Below are 15,252 nucleotides of genomic sequence, written 5' to 3' on the forward strand. Positions count from 1 at the left end.
GGCACGCCCGCGAAGAGGCCGGTACAGGAAAAATGCTTACTCCCCGCGGTTTTTCTTGACGATGGCATCGGCAATGCTAGCCGGTGCCTCGGCATAGCGGGTGAATTCCATCGAAAAGCTCGCTCTCCCCTGGGTCATCGAGCGCATCGAGGTGGCATAGCCGAACATCTCGCCCAACGGCACTTCGGCGCGGATCACCTTGCCGGCGGGGGTCTCGTCGCCATCCTGGATCATCCCCCGACGTCGGCTCAGGTCGCCGAGGATATCGCCCTGATACTCCTCCGGTGTCACCACCTCGACTTTCATCACCGGCTCCAGCAACACCGCACCGCCTTTCTGCGACAGCTGCTTGGTGGCCATGGACGCCGCGATCTTGTAGGCCATCTCGTTGGAGTCGACGTCGTGGTAGGAGCCGTCGTACACCGCTGCCTTCAGGTTGATCAGCGGGTAGCCGGCCAGTACCCCGTTCTTCATCTGTTCCTCGATGCCTTTCTGGATCGCCGGGATGTACTCGCGCGGCACCACGCCGCCGACAATCTCGTTGATGAATTCCAGGCCTTCCTTGCCTTCATCGCCGGGGGCGAAGCGGATCCAGCAGTGGCCATACTGCCCGCGCCCGCCGGACTGGCGAACGAAGCGGCCCTCGATCTCGCAGGTGTTGCGGATCTTCTCGCGGTAGGCCACCTGCGGCTTGCCGATGTTGGCGTCGACATTGAATTCGCGTTTCATGCGGTCGACGATGATGTCCAGGTGCAGTTCGCCCATGCCGGAAATGATGGTCTGGCCGGTTTCTTCATCGGTGCGCACACGGAACGACGGGTCTTCCTGGGCCAGCTTGCCAAGGGCGATGCCCATCTTCTCCTGGTCGCCCTTGGTCTTCGGCTCCACCGCCACCGAGATCACCGGGTCGGGGAAGTCCATGCGTTCGAGGATGATCGGCTTGTCGATGTCGCACAGGGTGTCGCCGGTGGTGACGTCCTTCATGCCGATCAGCGCGGCGATGTCGCCGGCGCACACGTCCTTGATCTCGGCGCGCTGGTTGGCGTGCATCTGCACCATGCGGCCGATGCGTTCCTTCTTGCCTTTCACCGAGTTGAGCACGGCGTTGCCCGAACTGAGCACACCGGAATACACCCGGGCGAAGGTCAGGGTACCGACGAAGGGGTCGGTGGCGATCTTGAAGGCGAGGGCGGAGAAGGGCTCTTTATCGTCAGCGTGACGCTCCAGATGCTTTTCCTCGTCGTCCGGGTCGGTGCCCTTGATTGCCGGGATTTCCGAGGGCGCGGGCAGGTAGTCGATCACCGCGTCGAGCATCAGCGGCACACCCTTGTTCTTGAACGACGAGCCGAGAATGGTCGGTACGATTTCATTGGCGATGGTGCGCTGGCGCAAGGCTGCCTTGATTTCATCGACGCTCAGCTCCTCGCCCTCGAGAAACTTCATGGTCAGTTCATCATTGGCTTCGGCCGCGGCCTCGATCATGTGCGCGCGCCATTCGTCGGCCAGCGCCTGCAGTTCGGCGGGAATGTCTTCTTCGCGGTAGCTGGTGCCCTGGTCATTGTCGTTCCAGTAGATCGCCTTCATCTTCACCAGGTCGATCTGGCCGATGAAGTTCTCTTCGCTGCCGATGGCCAGCTGGATCGGCACCGGGTGGTGGCCCAGGCGCTGGTCGATCTGTTTGACCACACGCAGGAAGTCGGCGCCCTGGCGGTCCATCTTGTTGATATAGGCCAGGCGCGGCACGTGGTACTTGTTGGCCTGGCGCCAGACCGTCTCGGACTGCGGCTCGACGCCGTCGGCGCCACTGAACACCACCACCGCGCCATCCAGTACGCGCAGTGAACGCTCCACCTCGATGGTGAAGTCGACGTGGCCGGGGGTGTCGATGATATTGAAGCGGTACTTGTCGGCGAACTGCTTGGTCGAGCCCTGCCAGAAGGCCGTGGTCGCCGCCGAGGTGATGGTGATGCCGCGCTCCTGTTCCTGGGCCATCCAGTCCATGGTCGCGGCGCCATCGTGCACCTCGCCCATCTTGTGGTTGACCCCGGTGTAGAACAGGATGCGCTCGGTGGTCGTGGTCTTGCCAGCGTCCACGTGGGCGACGATGCCGATATTGCGGTACAGCTCGATGGGCGTTGTACGGGCCATGACGGACTACCTGCAGATGGGCGGATTCCCCCACGGTAGCAGAGCGGGGGAATCCTGCCTGACCGCCGGGCCGTCAGTCAGCCTGGGCTTGCAGCATCCACTGGCCGTCGATTTCGCGGGCCAGGCCGCTGGCCGGCAGCAGGGCCAGCAGGCGCTCGTGCAGGGCGACCTCAGTGAATGTCTTGAGGGTGGTGAGGTCCAGCGCGCCGAGCAGGGTGAGGTCGGCCTTGGTGTACGACAGCCAGGCCTTTTTCAGTACCTGGGCGACGTCGCTGCCTGCGGTGCTGGCGAAGCGGCGATGCCACGGGCGGCCTTCGAAGGTGAACGTGTGGGCGTGGCTGTAGCTGCTTTGGTCGCTGCCTTCGGCGCAGCGGTGGCAGCGGCACGGGCCTTCGCCAAAGGCGTTGCGCAGGAAGCTGTTGAAATCCACGACGGGCTTGAGGGTCAGGCGTTTGTCGACCTCGAACAGGTCGGCGATCAGGGGTTCTTCGGCGCTCACTCAGGTGTCCTCGTGTGGTGTGGCGTGCATCGGCGGGCACCCTAACAGATCGGGGCAGCTTTTGCAGGCCTGGCCTCTTCGCGGGCTCGCCCACAGGTACCGTGCACACCTTGAGCAATGTGAAATTCCTGTGGGAGCGGGTTTACCCGCGAAGAGGCCGGTAGAGACAACGGAGATCGCCTGCCGTACTCTACGCGCCCATATACCCAGACACCCTTTTGAGGTAACCCCGCTTGAGCACCAAGTACCCTTACACCGCCACCGTGACCATCAGTGCCGAAGACCGCGGGGGGGATACCGAAGCCTCGGAAAACCCGGGCATGCGCGTCGGGCTGGAAGCGGTGACCGAAACCCTGAAGAAGGTGCATTTCGTCGGTACGCTCGCGGCCCCCGAAAAAACCGCCACGCACATCTGCGTGACCCTGGAGAATGGCCTGACCTACTACGGCCCGATCGTCAACGGCCACGCCGAACTCGAAGGCGGCTGGATCGCCTTCGAGTCCGACATGCTCACCCCTGAAGAACTGGGCCTGTAATCCTCAGCTCAGTTCAGCCAGGCACTGCTCGAGGATATCCAGCCCTTCCTCGAGCACCTCGGCCTCGATGGTCAGCGGCGCCAGCAGGCGAATGATGTGCCGCGCCTTGCCGCTGGGCATCAGCAGCAGCCCCTTGGCCCGCGCCGCTTCCATCACCTTGGCCAGCTGGGCTGGCGCCGGGCTGCCATCGGCATTGACGAACTCGATGCCACGCATGGCGCCGGTGCCGGTCAGGCGGCCGATATACGGGCTCAGGTTCGAGGCCTTCCAGCGGGCGTGGCGGCTAACGATCGCTTGTTCCTGGCGCTCACCCCAAGTGGCAACGTTGTCGTCGGTCATCTGTGCCAGGCTCGCCAGCGCCGCCGCGCAGGCGATCGGGTTGCCCGAATAGGTCCCGCCCAGGCCGCCCTTGGGCAGTGCCGCCATCAAGTCCTGACGCCCGACTACTGCGCCCAGCGGCATGCCGCCGGCGATGCTCTTTGCCAGCAACAGCAAATCCGGTTCGATGCCTAAGCGTGGGAAAGCGAAACGCTGGCCGGTACGGCCGAAGCCGGATTGGATCTCGTCGATGATGATCAGGATCCCGCGCTCGTCACAGAAGCGCCGCAGCGCCTGGGCAAACGCTGGGTCAAGGGCAAGGAAGCCACCTTCGCCTTGCACCGGCTCGAAGATGAACGCCGCCACGTCTTCCACCGCCAACTCGACGCTGAACAGCCGGTCCATGGCCTTGAGCGCCTGCTCGCAGGTGACGCCGGTATCGGCGCTGGGGTAGGGCAGGTGGTACACCGGCCCCGGCAGTTCGCCGACCCGCTGCTTGTACGGCGCGACCTTACCGTTGAGGTTCAGGGTGGCCAGGGTGCGGCCGTGGAAGCCGCCGTCGAAGGCGATGATGGCGCGTTTGCCGGTGGCACCGCGGGCGACCTTCAGGGCGTTTTCCGCCGCTTCCGCACCGCTGTTGGTGAGCATGCCGGCCAGCGGGTAGCTGACCGGGACGAACTGGCGCAGGCGCTCCATCAGCTCCAGGTACGGGCCATGGGGCGCGGCGTTGAACGCGTAGTGGGTCAGGCGGCTGGCCTGGGCCTGGATCGCCTCGACCACCGCCGGGTTGCAGTGGCCCAGGTTGAGCACCCCGATACCGCCGACAAAGTCGATGTAGCGTTTGCCGTCAGTATCCCAGACTTCGGCATTACGGCCATGGGAAAGTGTGATCGGATGAACGATGGCAATGGATTGACTGATACTTTCCAGTTTCATGGGCACGCGGACCTTGTTCGAGTTTCTTAATATCCAAGCGCGCCGCAGTATTATTCCGCAAACGAATTATTCGATTGCGGTCATTCCTCAGATTCATGAACTTACCTCTTCGCGGGCAAGCCCGCTCCCACAGGATCAGCGCAAGGTTCAAGCCTTGTGCATTACCTGTGGGGGCGGGCTCGCCCGCGAAGAGGCCGGTACAGGCGACATCAATCCCCCTCGGCCACCCGCTCACGAATCCACTGCACGAAGGCCTTGACCTTAGGCACTTCGGCGGCGTGTTCGGCGTGGGCGATGAAATGCCGGCCATTGCTCGCCACCGGGTGGTCCCAGGCCACCACCAGCTTGCCTTCGCTCAGTTCTTCAGCCACCAGGTAGCGCGGAATCAGGGCAATGCCACAGCCGGCGATGGCCGCGCGGATGCACAGGTAGAACGTGTCGAAGCGCGGCCCGTGGTAGCTGTTCTGGCTGTGCAAGCCCAACCCCAAAAACCACTCATGCCAGGCCTCTGGCCGTGATGCGCACTGCAGCAGCCGGTGTTCGGTGAGTGCCTCGGCGCTGTCGAAGCGGTGCCGGGCCAGCAGCTCGGGTGCGCACACCGGCACCACCTCCTCGCTGAACAGCTCGATGCAGGTGGCCCCCGGCCAGGTGCCCTGGCCGAAGAAGAAGGCGATATCGGCCTTGGCCTGCACCAGGTCGAACGGCTCCAGCTCGTTGCGGATGTCCAGGTGGATGCGCGGGTGGCGGTCGCCGAAGCCCTTGAGCCTGGGTACCAGCCAGCGCGCACCGAAGGTTGGCTGGGTGGCGATGCGCAGCACCTCGGTCTCGTCGCCGTAGCTGAGGATGTAGCGGCTGGAGATGTCGATCTGGTTGAGGATCTTGTTCACTTCGGCGAGGTACAGCGCGCCGGCCGGGGTCAGGTGCAAGCGCCGGCGGATACGCTGGAACAGCGAATGCGAGAGCATGTCCTCGAGTTGCGCAACCTGCTTGCTGACAGCGCTCTGGGTCAGGTGCAGCTCCTGCGCCGCGCGGGTGAAGCTCAGGTGCCGGGCGGCGGCTTCGAAGCACTGCAGGGCGGTGGTCGAGGGCATCAGGCGTTTGGACATGGCAGGCGTGTACCGAGCAAAAAAAGATGAAGTTCATTCCGTATTGGAATCATGTGCTTCGAAAAGGTCGTTTGTTGACCTCGCCCTATAGATTAATACTGACCTCGATCAACGATTACAACCGGTACGGCGAAGAGGAGGTAACGGCGCGACCGGCGACATAAAACAACAACAACGAGCAATACGACCTACCCGACTTCTGCTCCAACTTTTCAGCCGACGACGGCACTCAAGCCGCACGCCGGCCGACCCATTCGAGGGTTCTTCATGGCTTCGCTACACAACAACAAACAGCGTTCCTTGCAGCACGGCCTGACCTCGCGTCAGGTGTCCATGATCTCCATTGCCGGCATCATCGGCGCCGGCCTGTTCATCGGTTCTTCCAACGCCATCGCCACGGCTGGCCCGGCCATTCTCATCTCCTACGCCATGACCGGCCTGCTGGTGCTGCTGGTGATGCGCATGCTGGGCGAAATGGCCATCGCCAACCCCAACAGCGGCTCGTTCTCCACTTACGCCTCGGAGGCCATCGGCCCCTGGGCAGGCTTTACCATCGGCTGGTTGTACTGGTGGTTCTGGGTGCTGATCATCCCGGTCGAGGCCATCGCCGGTGCAGACATCCTGCATGCCTACTTCCCGGGCGTGCCATCCTGGCTGTTCGCTTTCCTGATCATGGTCGTGCTGTCGGGCAGCAACTTGGTCAGCGTGAAGAACTTCGGTGCGTTCGAATATTGGTTCGCGCTGGTCAAGGTGGTCGCCATCATCGCCTTCATCGCGGTCTGCAGCCTGGCCGTGTTCGGCGTCTGGCCGCTGGCCGAGGTTTCCGGCATCAGCCGCCTGTGGGACAACGGTGGGTTCATGCCCAACGGTTTCGGCACCGTGCTCGGTGGCGTGCTAATCACCATCTTCTCGTTCTTCGGCGCCGAGATCGTCACCATTGCCGCCGACGAGACCGCCAACCCGAAAGACAAGATCCGCCGTGCCACCAACCTGGTGGTGTACCGCATCGCGATCTTCTACCTGGCGTCGATCTTCCTGGTGGTGTCGCTGGTAGCCTGGAACGACCCTGGCCTGAAAGCGGTGGGCTCGTTCCAGCGCGTGCTGGAAGTGCTCAACGTGCCGGGCGCCAAGCTGCTGGTCGACCTGGTGGTGCTGGTGGCCGTGACCAGCTGCATGAACTCCGGCCTTTATACCGCTTCGCGGATGCTCTATTCGCTGGGTGCCCGCGGCCAGGCGCTGAGCATGACCAAGCGCATTTCCGGTGCTGGCGTGCCGACCGTGGCGGTGCTCCTTTCGACCCTGGCCGGTTTCGTCGGCTGCTTCGTCAACTATGTACTGCCGGGCAAGGTCTTTGGCTTCCTGCTGTCCACCACGGGCGCCATCGCCTTGCTGGTATACCTGGTGATCGCCGTGTCGCAACTGCGCATGCGCGCTCGTGCCGAACGTGAAGGGCGGCCGCTGGAGCTGAAGATGTGGCTGTTCCCGTGGCTGACCTGGCTGGTGATCGGCACCATCGTCATGGTCCTGGGCTACATGCTGTTCAGCGACGCCTACCGCTATGAGACGTTGATGACCGCCGGTGTGACCGCGTTCATCCTGCTGGTCTCGCTGACCCAGAAGGGTGGCAAGGTGGTTGCCCAGACCGCTTGAGGGTGGTGCTTTGATTCGGGGCGTTCGCCTTGGGTTTTGTGGCGTCTGTGAGATCGAGCGCCGCCCGCGCGGCGCATCGCGGGCAAGCCCGCTCCCACATCTGTTTCGGGCCAGTCACTCCTGTGCCGCCAACAGGATCCGCCTTGGTGCATGACTGGAGACAGGTGGAGCGGCATCAGCGCCCACCGAGATGCATCGCCATACTAACAAAGCGGTCCCTGTTGGCTTCACAGGAGAGATTGGCCCGAAACAAATGTGGGAGCGGGCTTGCCCGCGATGCGCCGCGCGGGCGGCGCTCGATATCCGCACCACCACAAAACCCAAGACAGGCGTCTAGAAGACACAAAAAAGCTCAAGGCGCACGGCCAGGCCAGCTGATAAACGACAGGTGATGGTCAGCCAGCCGGGATGTCTCTACAGTGACGGTTCCCTCTCAAGCCCAAGGTTGACCATGACCGATCTGAGCGCTTTCCCCATCACCCGTAAATGGCCCGCGAAACATCCCGAGCGCCTGCAGCTGTACTCGCTGCCCACGCCCAACGGCGTCAAGGTGTCGATCATGCTGGAGGAGATCGGCCTGGCCTACGAGCCGCACAAGGTCAGCTTCGACAACGATGATCAGCTGAGCCCCGAGTTCATTTCGCTCAGTGCCAACAACAAGATCCCGGCGATCCTCGACCCCAACGGCCCAGGCGGCCAGCCGTTGCCGCTGTTCGAGTCGGGGGCGATCCTGCAGTACCTGGCGGAAAAGAGCGGCAAGTTGCTGAGCCAGGATCCGGCCCAGCGCTACCAGACCCTGCAGTGGCTGATGTTCCAGATGGGCGGCATCGGGCCGATGTTCGGTCAGGTCGGCTTCTTCCATTTCTTTGCCGGCAAGGAATACGAAGACAAGCGCCCGCGGGACCGTTACGTCAACGAATCGAAGCGCCTGCTGGGCGTGCTGGACCGCCACTTGGAAGGGCGTGAGTGGATGGTCGACGAATACAGTATCGCCGATATTGCCATCTTCCCTTGGGTGCGCAACCTGGTAGAACGCTACAACGCCCGCGAGCTGGTGGGCTTCGATGAATTCAAGGAAGTGCAGCGGGTGCTGGCGAAGTTCCTTGAACGGCCAGCCGTGCAGCGTGGCCTGAAAATCCCTGCCTGATCAGCTCACACCGGCCCTTGTAGGAGCGGCCTTGTGTCGCGAAAGGGCCGCAAAGCGGCCCCAGGATTTCAGTGTGAATGCACATATCGCTGGGGCTGCTTCGCACCCCTTTCGCGACACGAGGCCGCTCCTACAAGTCCTGTGTTTCAGTCTAGAAAATCTGGTTCAGCAGCCAGTACAGGCTGCCGGCCAACAGCATCGCCGCCGGTAGCGTCAGCACCCAGGCCATCAGCAGGTTGATCAGCGTGCGCTTCTGAATCCCCGAGCCGTTGGCGACCATGGTCCCGGCCACCCCCGAACTCAGCACGTGGGTGGTCGACACCGGCAGCCCGAACATGTCCGCCGCACCAATGGTGCACATGGCGACCAATTCCGCCGAAGCCCCCTGGGCATAGCTCAGGTGGGTCTTGCCGATCTTCTCGCCCACCGTCACCACGATACGTCTCCAGCCGACCATCGTCCCCAAGCCCAGGGCGATGGCCACCGCCACCTTGACCCACAGCGGGATGTAGCGGGTTGCGTCGTCCAGTTGCGTCTTGAACGCCAGCACCTGGCTGTGGGTGTCGGCGTCAAATGCCACCAGCTGTTTCTTTTCGATCAGGCGGATGGTTTCGCTGGCCAGGTACATGTCGTTGCGCACGTTGGCCATGGCTTCGGCCGGCACGCGCTTCAGTGAACCGTAGCCTTTGACCTGGTCACCGATCTGGCCGGTGAGCGCGGCCAGTGCCGGTACCAGTTGGGGCGTGGCCTTGGGCTCGGCAATGAACGCGGTCAATGCCTGGCGGGGGTCGCCGGGGGCCGGCGCCGGCGCGGTGTGGACCAGCGCCTGGCGGGTGACTTCGGCAACGGCAGAGAACTGCAGGGCCTGCTCGCTGGGCATGGTCTTGTTCAGGGCATAGGCCATCGGCAGGGTGCCGACCAGAATCAGCATGATCAGACCCATGCCCTTCTGCCCGTCGTTGGAGCCGTGGGCGAACGACACCCCGGTGCACGTCAGGATCAGCACCCCGCGGATCCACCACGGTGGCGGCGTGCGGCCTTCCGGCGCCTGGTACAACGCCTTGCGCTTGACCAGCGTGCGCAGCGCCAGCAGCAACACGGCGGCACAGGCGAAGCCGATCAGCGGCGAGAACAGCAGGGCATAGCCGACCTTGCTGGCCTGCGCCCAGTCGACCCCGCTGGTGCCATCACGCCCATGCATCAGCGCGTTGGCCACGCCGACGCCGATGATCGAGCCGATCAGTGTATGCGAGGAGGACGCCGGCAACCCCAGCCACCAGGTGCCGAGGTTCCAGATGATCGCCGCCAGCAGCAAGGCAAAGACCATGGCGAAGCCAGCCGAGGAACCGACCTGTAGAATCAGCTCTGCCGGCAACAGGGCGATGATGCCGAAGGCCACCGCGCCACTGGAAAGCAACACGCCTAGAAAGTTGCACAAGCCGGACCAGACCACCGCCACCGGTGCCGGCAGCGAGTGGGTGTAGATCACCGTGGCCACCGCGTTGGCGGTGTCATGGAAACCGTTGACGAATTCGAAGCCCAGGGCAATCAGCAGCGCCAGGCCCAGCAGCAGAAACGGCGTGACGGTGGTGATCGCCGTCCCACTGGCGGCCACGTCCTGCTTGAGGCTCCAGGCGGTGTAGGCGATGCCGGCCAGCAGCAGGCCGAAGAACAGCACGAGGGTGGCGCGCCCGGGTTTGTGTGAAAGCTGCGGGCGAGCATCGCTGTGGACCAGTGGCGGCTGGCTGGCCAGGGACGGGGTTGCCATGGGAGCTCCGATTGGCGTCGGCGAGGGTGGCTCTGAGCATAGAAACAATTCCCCGGCTGGACGTGACCTCGGTCAATGATTTACCTAGGCTCAAGACAGACGGTAAAGGCAGGAGAACCCCATGATTCGTTGCAAGCGCGTCTACGACGCGCCAGAGGAGGAAGATGGCCGGCGCGTGCTGGTCGACCGCCTGTGGCCGCGCAATAAACGCAAGGACCAACTGCATGGCGAGTGGTTTCGCGAAGTAGCGCCATCCACTGATTTGCGCAAGGCGTTTCACCAGGGCGAGGTGGATTTCGCCGGTTTCACCCAGCGCTATCAGCAGGAACTGGCGGCGCACCCGGAACACTGGTATCCGCTGCTGGACCTCGCGGCCAAAGGCAACCTGACCTTGCTGTATGCCGGCAAGGACGCCGGGCACAACAATGCCCAGGTGCTGGCGGCCTGGCTGGAAGACGAACTGGAGCGGCGCGGCCCGGGCAGCTCGCCGGTGTGCTATGCCCGTTGAGCTGATCGCCGCGAGCGATGCCTGGTGCACGTTTGCCCGGGACCTGACGCGACGGGCGATGTTGCCCTATTACCGCGAGTTCGACCTGTTGTGGATCGAGGCGGCCTTCGACGAAGCCTGGGGCTGGCGCGAGCAATGGCTGGTGATGGAAGGGGAGGTCGTGCTGGGTTTCTGCAGCCTCAGCCAGGACCGGCAGGCATTGTTCATTCGTGAGTTGCACCTGGTGCCGGAGCAGCGTGGGCGCGGGGTGGGAAGCCAGGTGCTGGAAACCCTGGCAGACTGGGCGGCGCAGCGGCGTTTGCCACTCTTGAGGTTGATGGTGTTCAGGAGCAACCCGGCGCGGCAGTTGTACCTGCGCCATGGGTTTGTCGAGATGGGTGAGGATGATTGCTTTGTGAGGATGCAGCGAGTTATCGGTTGACCTGTGCCGGCCTCTTCGCGGGCTCGCCCGTTCCCACAGGATCACCACAATTCTGAATGTTGTGGAGTACCTGTGGGAGCGGGCGAGCCCGCGAAGAGGGCGGTGCAGTTACAGCAGATGCTGGATCACTGCTGCCTCACACGCACAGTCTCACCCTGGCGAACCGTGGCCTCGAGCAACTGCCCCTGCAAGGGCAACAAATCGCCGATCAACAGGTTTTGCAGCAACGGCTTGCCATCGAAGCTGTTGCCCCCCAGCACCACATCCCGCACACCCTCGACCCGCACCAGCGCCTTGCCGACCCGGCCCAGGCGATTGCCGCTGAGCAGCAAGGGCCCGGCCAGCGGCGTGGCATTGCGCAGGCTGATGGCATATTCCGCGGTATTACCGATGCGGTTGTCGAGCAGCGCCACCGCGCCCACCTCGCTGGCATCCACCGCGCTGCCCTGGCTGCTGGCCAGCAGGTTGTCGTCGATCACCAGCGGTGCCGTTGCAGTGGGTGCCAGGTCGCGCAGCTGGATGCCGTTGCCACGGCTGTCGCCGATGCGGTTGCCGGCCAGCAGCACTGCGCCTTGTTGCTCGCTGACTTCGATGGCGGCCTTGGTCGCGCCGAGGATCAGGTTGCCTTCGACCAGGGCGCGGGTCTGGCCACGCAGGCGCACGCCACTGTTGTTGTCGATGCCGCGCAGCTGGTTGCCCTGCAGCCTGACCTGGCTGTTCTGCACATCGATGGCGTATTGCTGCGACTGCCCGAACTGGCTGCCGGTGATGGTCGCCTGGCTGTGTTGCAGCTCCACCGCGCTGGACATCTCGCTGAACTGGCTGTCGCGGATGATCAGCGTGGCCGGGCGCGTGCTGGCGGCCTGCTGGGTGCTCAAGGCGGTGGTCAGGCCATGGGAGAGGTTGGCGTTGTAGCCCAGGCGCTTGAGCGTCGAGCCGATCACCTGGGTATGGCTGCCGGCCCAGGCCACCACGAACGGCCGCCAGGCCCGGTCGGTGCTGCCCGGCTTGTCGCCGGCCATGCTCTCCAGGCTGGACTGGTTGAGCCCGAGCCAGCCCTGGTTGATCAGCGCCGTGCCGGAGAAACTCGAGAGGTACAGGCTGGTGCCTTCGAGCACCAGTCCGGCATCGCTGGCGATCATCAGCGGGTAGCTGAGCAGGTAGCCGTCCTTGTAGCGCTTGAGGATGCGTGGATCATTCAGGGCGTCGTGCAACTGCGCCAGGGTGATGCTGCCACCGCGCAGCATCACCACTTGCGGGTGGTGCGCCTGGTAGCCGGCGATGGCGCGGAACAGGCCATTGTTGACGAATGGCTCGAACGGCCAGCTGCCGGCCTGGGACGAGAACATTGGCTGCAGGCTGACGCTGGCGCGCCCGGCCGGGCGTGGCCGCTCGGCCTGCTGGAAGGCCACGGCCTGGCGCACCTGCTGGCGCAGCTGCTCGACCTTGAGCTGGCGTTGCTCACCGGGCAGGGTGTCCATGGTCTGGTTGACCGGCAGCGCTTGGCTGGCGGCGTGGGCAGCGCCGGCCAGGCACAAGGCGGCCAGGCAAGTGAGGGAAAAGCGGGCGAGGGCAGCCATGGGTCAGCTCCTTGATCCGGGCAATGGGGGGTAGAACGCTTTGATCGGGCCGCCGAGCTGGCTGTAGTTGTCCACCTCGCCGTCTTCGCTGTCGTACAGCTGGCGCGCCAGTGCATGGCCGGGGTTGCGTTGCAGGAACGGGATCAGCCAGGCCAGTTTGTAGGGTGCCACGTCCGCCTGGGGTTGGCCCTTGAGTTCGGGCAGCTCACCTGGGGCGAGCACCGTGCGGGCAGCGAAGCTGGCCAGCTGGTCGAGGGTCTGCTGGTCGTCGTGGCTCCACGGCAGGTTATTGGCACGTGCCGACTCGGCCAGCAGCACCAGCGGCACCAGGGCGTACTGGCTGTAGTTGGCCGCCAGCTTGCTGCGCGCCACTTCCAGCGGCAGATAGGCGTAGTTACCGTTGTTGGCGCGCACGGCCTGGGCCAGGGCACGGCGCAGGTTGCCGTCGGCCCACTGGATGAAGTCGTCGCGGCCGACCAGCATGCCGGTGGCGGCCACGGCCCAGGCTGCCCAGTAGTCGTGGTTGTTGAAGTACACACCGCTGGTGCTGCGGCGCGGGTCGTACTCACGGATCACCTGCTCGCCGAGGCGGGTGAACCAGCTGCGCTGCGTTTCGTTCAGTTGCAGCTTGCCGTCGGCGGCCGACTGGGTCAGCAGCACGGCACCGGCCATGGCTGCCAGCGCCCATTTACGCGCGGCCATGCCGGTGCCGCTGGCATCCTGGTTGAGCAGGGCGCCGGCTTCGGCCCAGTGTTGCAGCCACTGGTCCTGGCAGGCCAGGGCCATGTTGGCGTCCTGAGGTTTCTTGGCGCCCTGGAAGCGTTTGCTGGCGTAGATCAGGCCACCGACGAACTGCTTGACCTGCTTGGCGATCTGCTCGCTGTTGGCGTCGGGGCTGCTGCGCAGGGTCGACTTGCTGGCGTCGCGCTGGTCGTACTTGCTTTCCAGGCGCAAGCTGCCGGTGTAGGGCGCGGGCGGTTCCCTGGTGCAGGAGAGGGTGCGGTAGTCGGCGATCATGGCCGACTGCGGAGTGCTGTGGGCGGGCCAGATGGATTGCGCCGCCTGTGTCAGTGGGCTCATCAGAAACATCATGAGCAGGACCGGGGCTGCTTTGCAGCCCTTCGCGAGCATGCCCGCTCCCACAGGGATTTGTGAGGCTGAGTTGGTCGGTGTGGGGGCGGGCGTGCCCGCGAAGGGCCGCAACGCGGACCCAATCAGCGGTATTACAGACATAGCCGGGTCTCCACATCGGTCGCCACAGTCCCGGCCTTGGTCGGCTCCATGAACACCGACAACAGGTTGGCCCCGGCAAACTCCGGTGCCTTGCTCAGCTCCAGGTAGTACTGGCCACCGGTCACCGCCGCCTCGCGGCGGAACCACACCTTGTCCCGCGCCCCATTGTCGTAATAGACGATGATGTAGAAGTCCTTGACGTTCTTGTCGCTCAGGCGAATGTCGAGAAAGCCTTTCGACAGCGCCTGGCGCCCGCTGCCGGCATTGCTCAGCAGCTCGATGCGCTCGCCCACCTGCAACGCCGGGCGCTGCAGTTTCGAGCCAAGTACTTCCCTGTTTGCCGAGCACCCACCCTGGACTGCCGGCACCAGCTGGCGATACATCAGCGGCGAATCGAGCCGGTAGTTGGCCGGCAGCTCCCAGACGATCAGCTTGGGCGGCGCCTTGGGCTTGTAGTCGCTGGACAACAGGTACTCCAGCAGCGAGCCATCTTCACCCACCCCAGGCAGGGCGTAGTTGAGGATGTCGACATTCAGGTACTGCTTCAGGTAGCCGTCGAAGTTGAACTGCTTGCTCTCGTCCTCACGGGCAGCGGCGTTACTGTCGCCGACCAGGATCACTTCCGGGTCCGGTGCCTCGTCGAACAGCGCGTCGGCGCCTGCGGCCACCGGGATGGTCTGGTAGCCACGCACGTACTGGAAACCATAGTTGTTGCCGCAGATGCTGCTCAGCGCCAGGTTCATGGTGCCGTCCTTGGGCACCATCACGCCCGGCTCGGTACGGTACGCCTTCTTGGTCAGCCCGGCATAGAACGGCTGGCGGCGGATCTCCTCGGCCATCAGTTTCGCCGTGGCTTCGGCGCCGGTGGGTGTCCAGTGGTGGTCGCGGCGGAAGAAGTACTCGCCCTTCGGCGGTTGCTGCACCAGCTGCATCATCGGCGCCACCACCGCGCCGCCCTGGCGCAACTGGCCGAGATAGGCGGCAAGGTTGTTGCTGGCGCGGGCATAGTCGAAACCGTGCAACTGGTCGGCGAACAGCTTGTCGCGGTGCATCAGCCCGCGGGTGGGCTGGATCGCCATGGCCACATGGATGCCCTGGCGCTCGAACGCCTGCATCAGGCGGGCGAACTCCGGGCGCATCGGCGCGGGGATGCCGAAGTCATTGGTCAGGTCGACGGCCGAGCGGAACAGCCAGCGGTCCTTGCCAGGCACGATCTCGCGCATCAGTTTCATGCGCCCCTCGGCATAGCGTTGCGGGTCGCTCAAGGCCGGGCAAACCATGCACTGCAGGTTCTCGCAGCCAGGCCCGGCCACCTGGGCGGCCTGGCCGGGCAGGCTGAACAAGGCCAGGGCAGCGCTCAGGCCAAAAGGAACAAGGGTCTTCATGTGCCATTCATCCTTGC

13 protein-coding genes are annotated in these 15,252 nt (G+C 64.3%); 5 read left to right on the forward strand and 8 right to left on the reverse strand.

The features are described 5' to 3' along the window. Positions 1-36: 36 nt before the first annotated feature. Both fusA and ACTORR_RS23815 read right to left on the reverse strand, forming a co-directional pair. Complete coding sequence (gene fusA, locus ACTORR_RS23810) at positions 37-2,148, reverse strand: elongation factor G (RefSeq protein WP_054884888.1); 2,112 nt, start codon at positions 2,146-2,148, stop codon at positions 37-39. Between the two features lie 73 nt (positions 2,149-2,221). After that, positions 2,222-2,647 carry a hypothetical protein gene (locus ACTORR_RS23815; RefSeq protein ID WP_099815223.1) on the reverse strand — a complete coding sequence of 142 codons (426 nt, stop codon included), beginning with the start codon at positions 2,645-2,647 and terminating at the stop codon, positions 2,222-2,224. Positions 2,648-2,880: 233 nt separating this feature from the next. Between ACTORR_RS23815 and ACTORR_RS23820 the strand changes: the two genes are divergently transcribed. Further along, positions 2,881-3,183 carry a hypothetical protein gene (locus tag ACTORR_RS23820; protein WP_054884890.1) on the forward strand — a complete coding sequence of 101 codons (303 nt, stop codon included), beginning with the start codon at positions 2,881-2,883 and terminating at the stop codon, positions 3,181-3,183. Between the two features lie 3 nt (positions 3,184-3,186). On the opposite strand, the gene ACTORR_RS23825 is transcribed toward ACTORR_RS23820, so the two are convergent. Together ACTORR_RS23825 and gcvA are read right to left on the reverse strand one after the other, a co-directional pair. Then, positions 3,187-4,437: a 2-aminoadipate transaminase gene (locus ACTORR_RS23825; protein WP_441343921.1), complete on the reverse strand. Its 1,251-nt coding sequence runs from the start codon at positions 4,435-4,437 to the stop codon at positions 3,187-3,189. Between the two features lie 209 nt (positions 4,438-4,646). Then, positions 4,647-5,543 (reverse strand): transcriptional regulator GcvA, encoded by an 897-nt coding sequence (gene gcvA, locus ACTORR_RS23830; RefSeq protein WP_054884892.1) that lies wholly within the window; start codon positions 5,541-5,543, stop codon positions 4,647-4,649. Positions 5,544-5,810: 267 nt separating this feature from the next. Here gcvA and ACTORR_RS23835 point away from each other — a divergent pair, with 267 nt between their 5' ends. Together ACTORR_RS23835 and ACTORR_RS23840 are read left to right on the forward strand one after the other, a co-directional pair. Further along, positions 5,811-7,193: an amino acid permease gene (locus ACTORR_RS23835; protein WP_313366012.1), complete on the forward strand. Its 1,383-nt coding sequence runs from the start codon at positions 5,811-5,813 to the stop codon at positions 7,191-7,193. Positions 7,194-7,644: 451 nt separating this feature from the next. Beyond that, complete coding sequence (locus ACTORR_RS23840; RefSeq protein WP_313364945.1) at positions 7,645-8,340, forward strand: glutathione S-transferase N-terminal domain-containing protein; 696 nt, start codon at positions 7,645-7,647, stop codon at positions 8,338-8,340. A gap of 151 nt (positions 8,341-8,491) precedes the next feature. On the opposite strand, the gene ACTORR_RS23845 is transcribed toward ACTORR_RS23840, so the two are convergent. Next, positions 8,492-10,108, reverse strand: coding sequence for an inorganic phosphate transporter (locus ACTORR_RS23845; protein ID WP_313364944.1), 1,617 nt, complete (start codon positions 10,106-10,108; stop codon positions 8,492-8,494). Between the two features lie 121 nt (positions 10,109-10,229). Between ACTORR_RS23845 and ACTORR_RS23850 the strand changes: the two genes are divergently transcribed. Then, the gene (locus tag ACTORR_RS23850) at positions 10,230-10,616 is read left to right on the forward strand and encodes a DUF488 domain-containing protein (protein ID WP_054884898.1); all 387 of its coding nucleotides are present in this window, start codon (positions 10,230-10,232) and stop codon (positions 10,614-10,616) included. Continuing rightward, on the forward strand, positions 10,606-11,037 hold the full coding sequence (locus ACTORR_RS23855; RefSeq protein ID WP_313364942.1) for a GNAT family N-acetyltransferase: 432 nt from the start codon (positions 10,606-10,608) through the stop codon (positions 11,035-11,037). The genes ACTORR_RS23850 and ACTORR_RS23855 overlap by 11 nt, the downstream gene beginning before the upstream one ends. 125 nt (positions 11,038-11,162) lie before the next feature. Here the strand turns inward: ACTORR_RS23855 and ACTORR_RS23860 are convergent, their stop codons facing one another. The 3 genes from ACTORR_RS23860 to ACTORR_RS23870 all read right to left on the reverse strand — a co-directional run bounded on the left by ACTORR_RS23860 (position 11,163) and on the right by ACTORR_RS23870 (position 15,235). Continuing rightward, a complete protein-coding gene (locus ACTORR_RS23860) occupies positions 11,163-12,617 on the reverse strand; it encodes a right-handed parallel beta-helix repeat-containing protein (RefSeq protein WP_313364941.1) in 1,455 nt (484 codons plus the stop codon). Between the two features lie 3 nt (positions 12,618-12,620). Continuing rightward, positions 12,621-13,748 carry a polysaccharide lyase gene (locus tag ACTORR_RS23865; RefSeq protein WP_441343922.1) on the reverse strand — a complete coding sequence of 376 codons (1,128 nt, stop codon included), beginning with the start codon at positions 13,746-13,748 and terminating at the stop codon, positions 12,621-12,623. A gap of 92 nt (positions 13,749-13,840) precedes the next feature. After that, entirely contained in the window at positions 13,841-15,235 is a 1,395-nt protein-coding gene (locus ACTORR_RS23870; protein WP_313364939.1) for an alginate O-acetyltransferase AlgX-related protein, read from the reverse strand. Positions 15,236-15,252 lie beyond the last annotated feature (17 nt).

It is taken from the genome of Pseudomonas sp. SAR267 (assembly GCF_052077595.1).
Classification (GTDB): Bacteria; Pseudomonadota; Gammaproteobacteria; order Pseudomonadales; family Pseudomonadaceae; genus Aquipseudomonas; species Aquipseudomonas vlassakiae.

Excerpts from the sequence above, each read along its gene's own strand:
- ACTORR_RS23845 (WP_313364944.1), bottom strand. The coding sequence starts at position 10,108 with ATGGCAACCCCGTCCCTGGCCAGCCAGCCGCCACTGGTCCACAGCGAT.
- ACTORR_RS23855 (WP_313364942.1), top strand. The coding sequence starts at position 10,606 with ATGCCCGTTGAGCTGATCGCCGCGAGCGATGCCTGGTGCACGTTTGCC.
- ACTORR_RS23870 (WP_313364939.1), bottom strand. The coding sequence starts at position 15,235 with ATGAAGACCCTTGTTCCTTTTGGCCTGAGCGCTGCCCTGGCCTTGTTC.
- ACTORR_RS23865 (WP_441343922.1), bottom strand. The coding sequence starts at position 13,748 with ATGCTCGCGAAGGGCTGCAAAGCAGCCCCGGTCCTGCTCATGATGTTT.
- gcvA (WP_054884892.1), bottom strand. The coding sequence starts at position 5,543 with ATGTCCAAACGCCTGATGCCCTCGACCACCGCCCTGCAGTGCTTCGAA.
- ACTORR_RS23835 (WP_313366012.1), top strand. The coding sequence starts at position 5,811 with ATGGCTTCGCTACACAACAACAAACAGCGTTCCTTGCAGCACGGCCTG.
- ACTORR_RS23860 (WP_313364941.1), bottom strand. The coding sequence starts at position 12,617 with ATGGCTGCCCTCGCCCGCTTTTCCCTCACTTGCCTGGCCGCCTTGTGC.
- ACTORR_RS23850 (WP_054884898.1), top strand. The coding sequence starts at position 10,230 with ATGATTCGTTGCAAGCGCGTCTACGACGCGCCAGAGGAGGAAGATGGC.
- fusA (WP_054884888.1), bottom strand. The coding sequence starts at position 2,148 with ATGGCCCGTACAACGCCCATCGAGCTGTACCGCAATATCGGCATCGTC.
- ACTORR_RS23825 (WP_441343921.1), bottom strand. The coding sequence starts at position 4,437 with ATGAAACTGGAAAGTATCAGTCAATCCATTGCCATCGTTCATCCGATC.
- ACTORR_RS23840 (WP_313364945.1), top strand. The coding sequence starts at position 7,645 with ATGACCGATCTGAGCGCTTTCCCCATCACCCGTAAATGGCCCGCGAAA.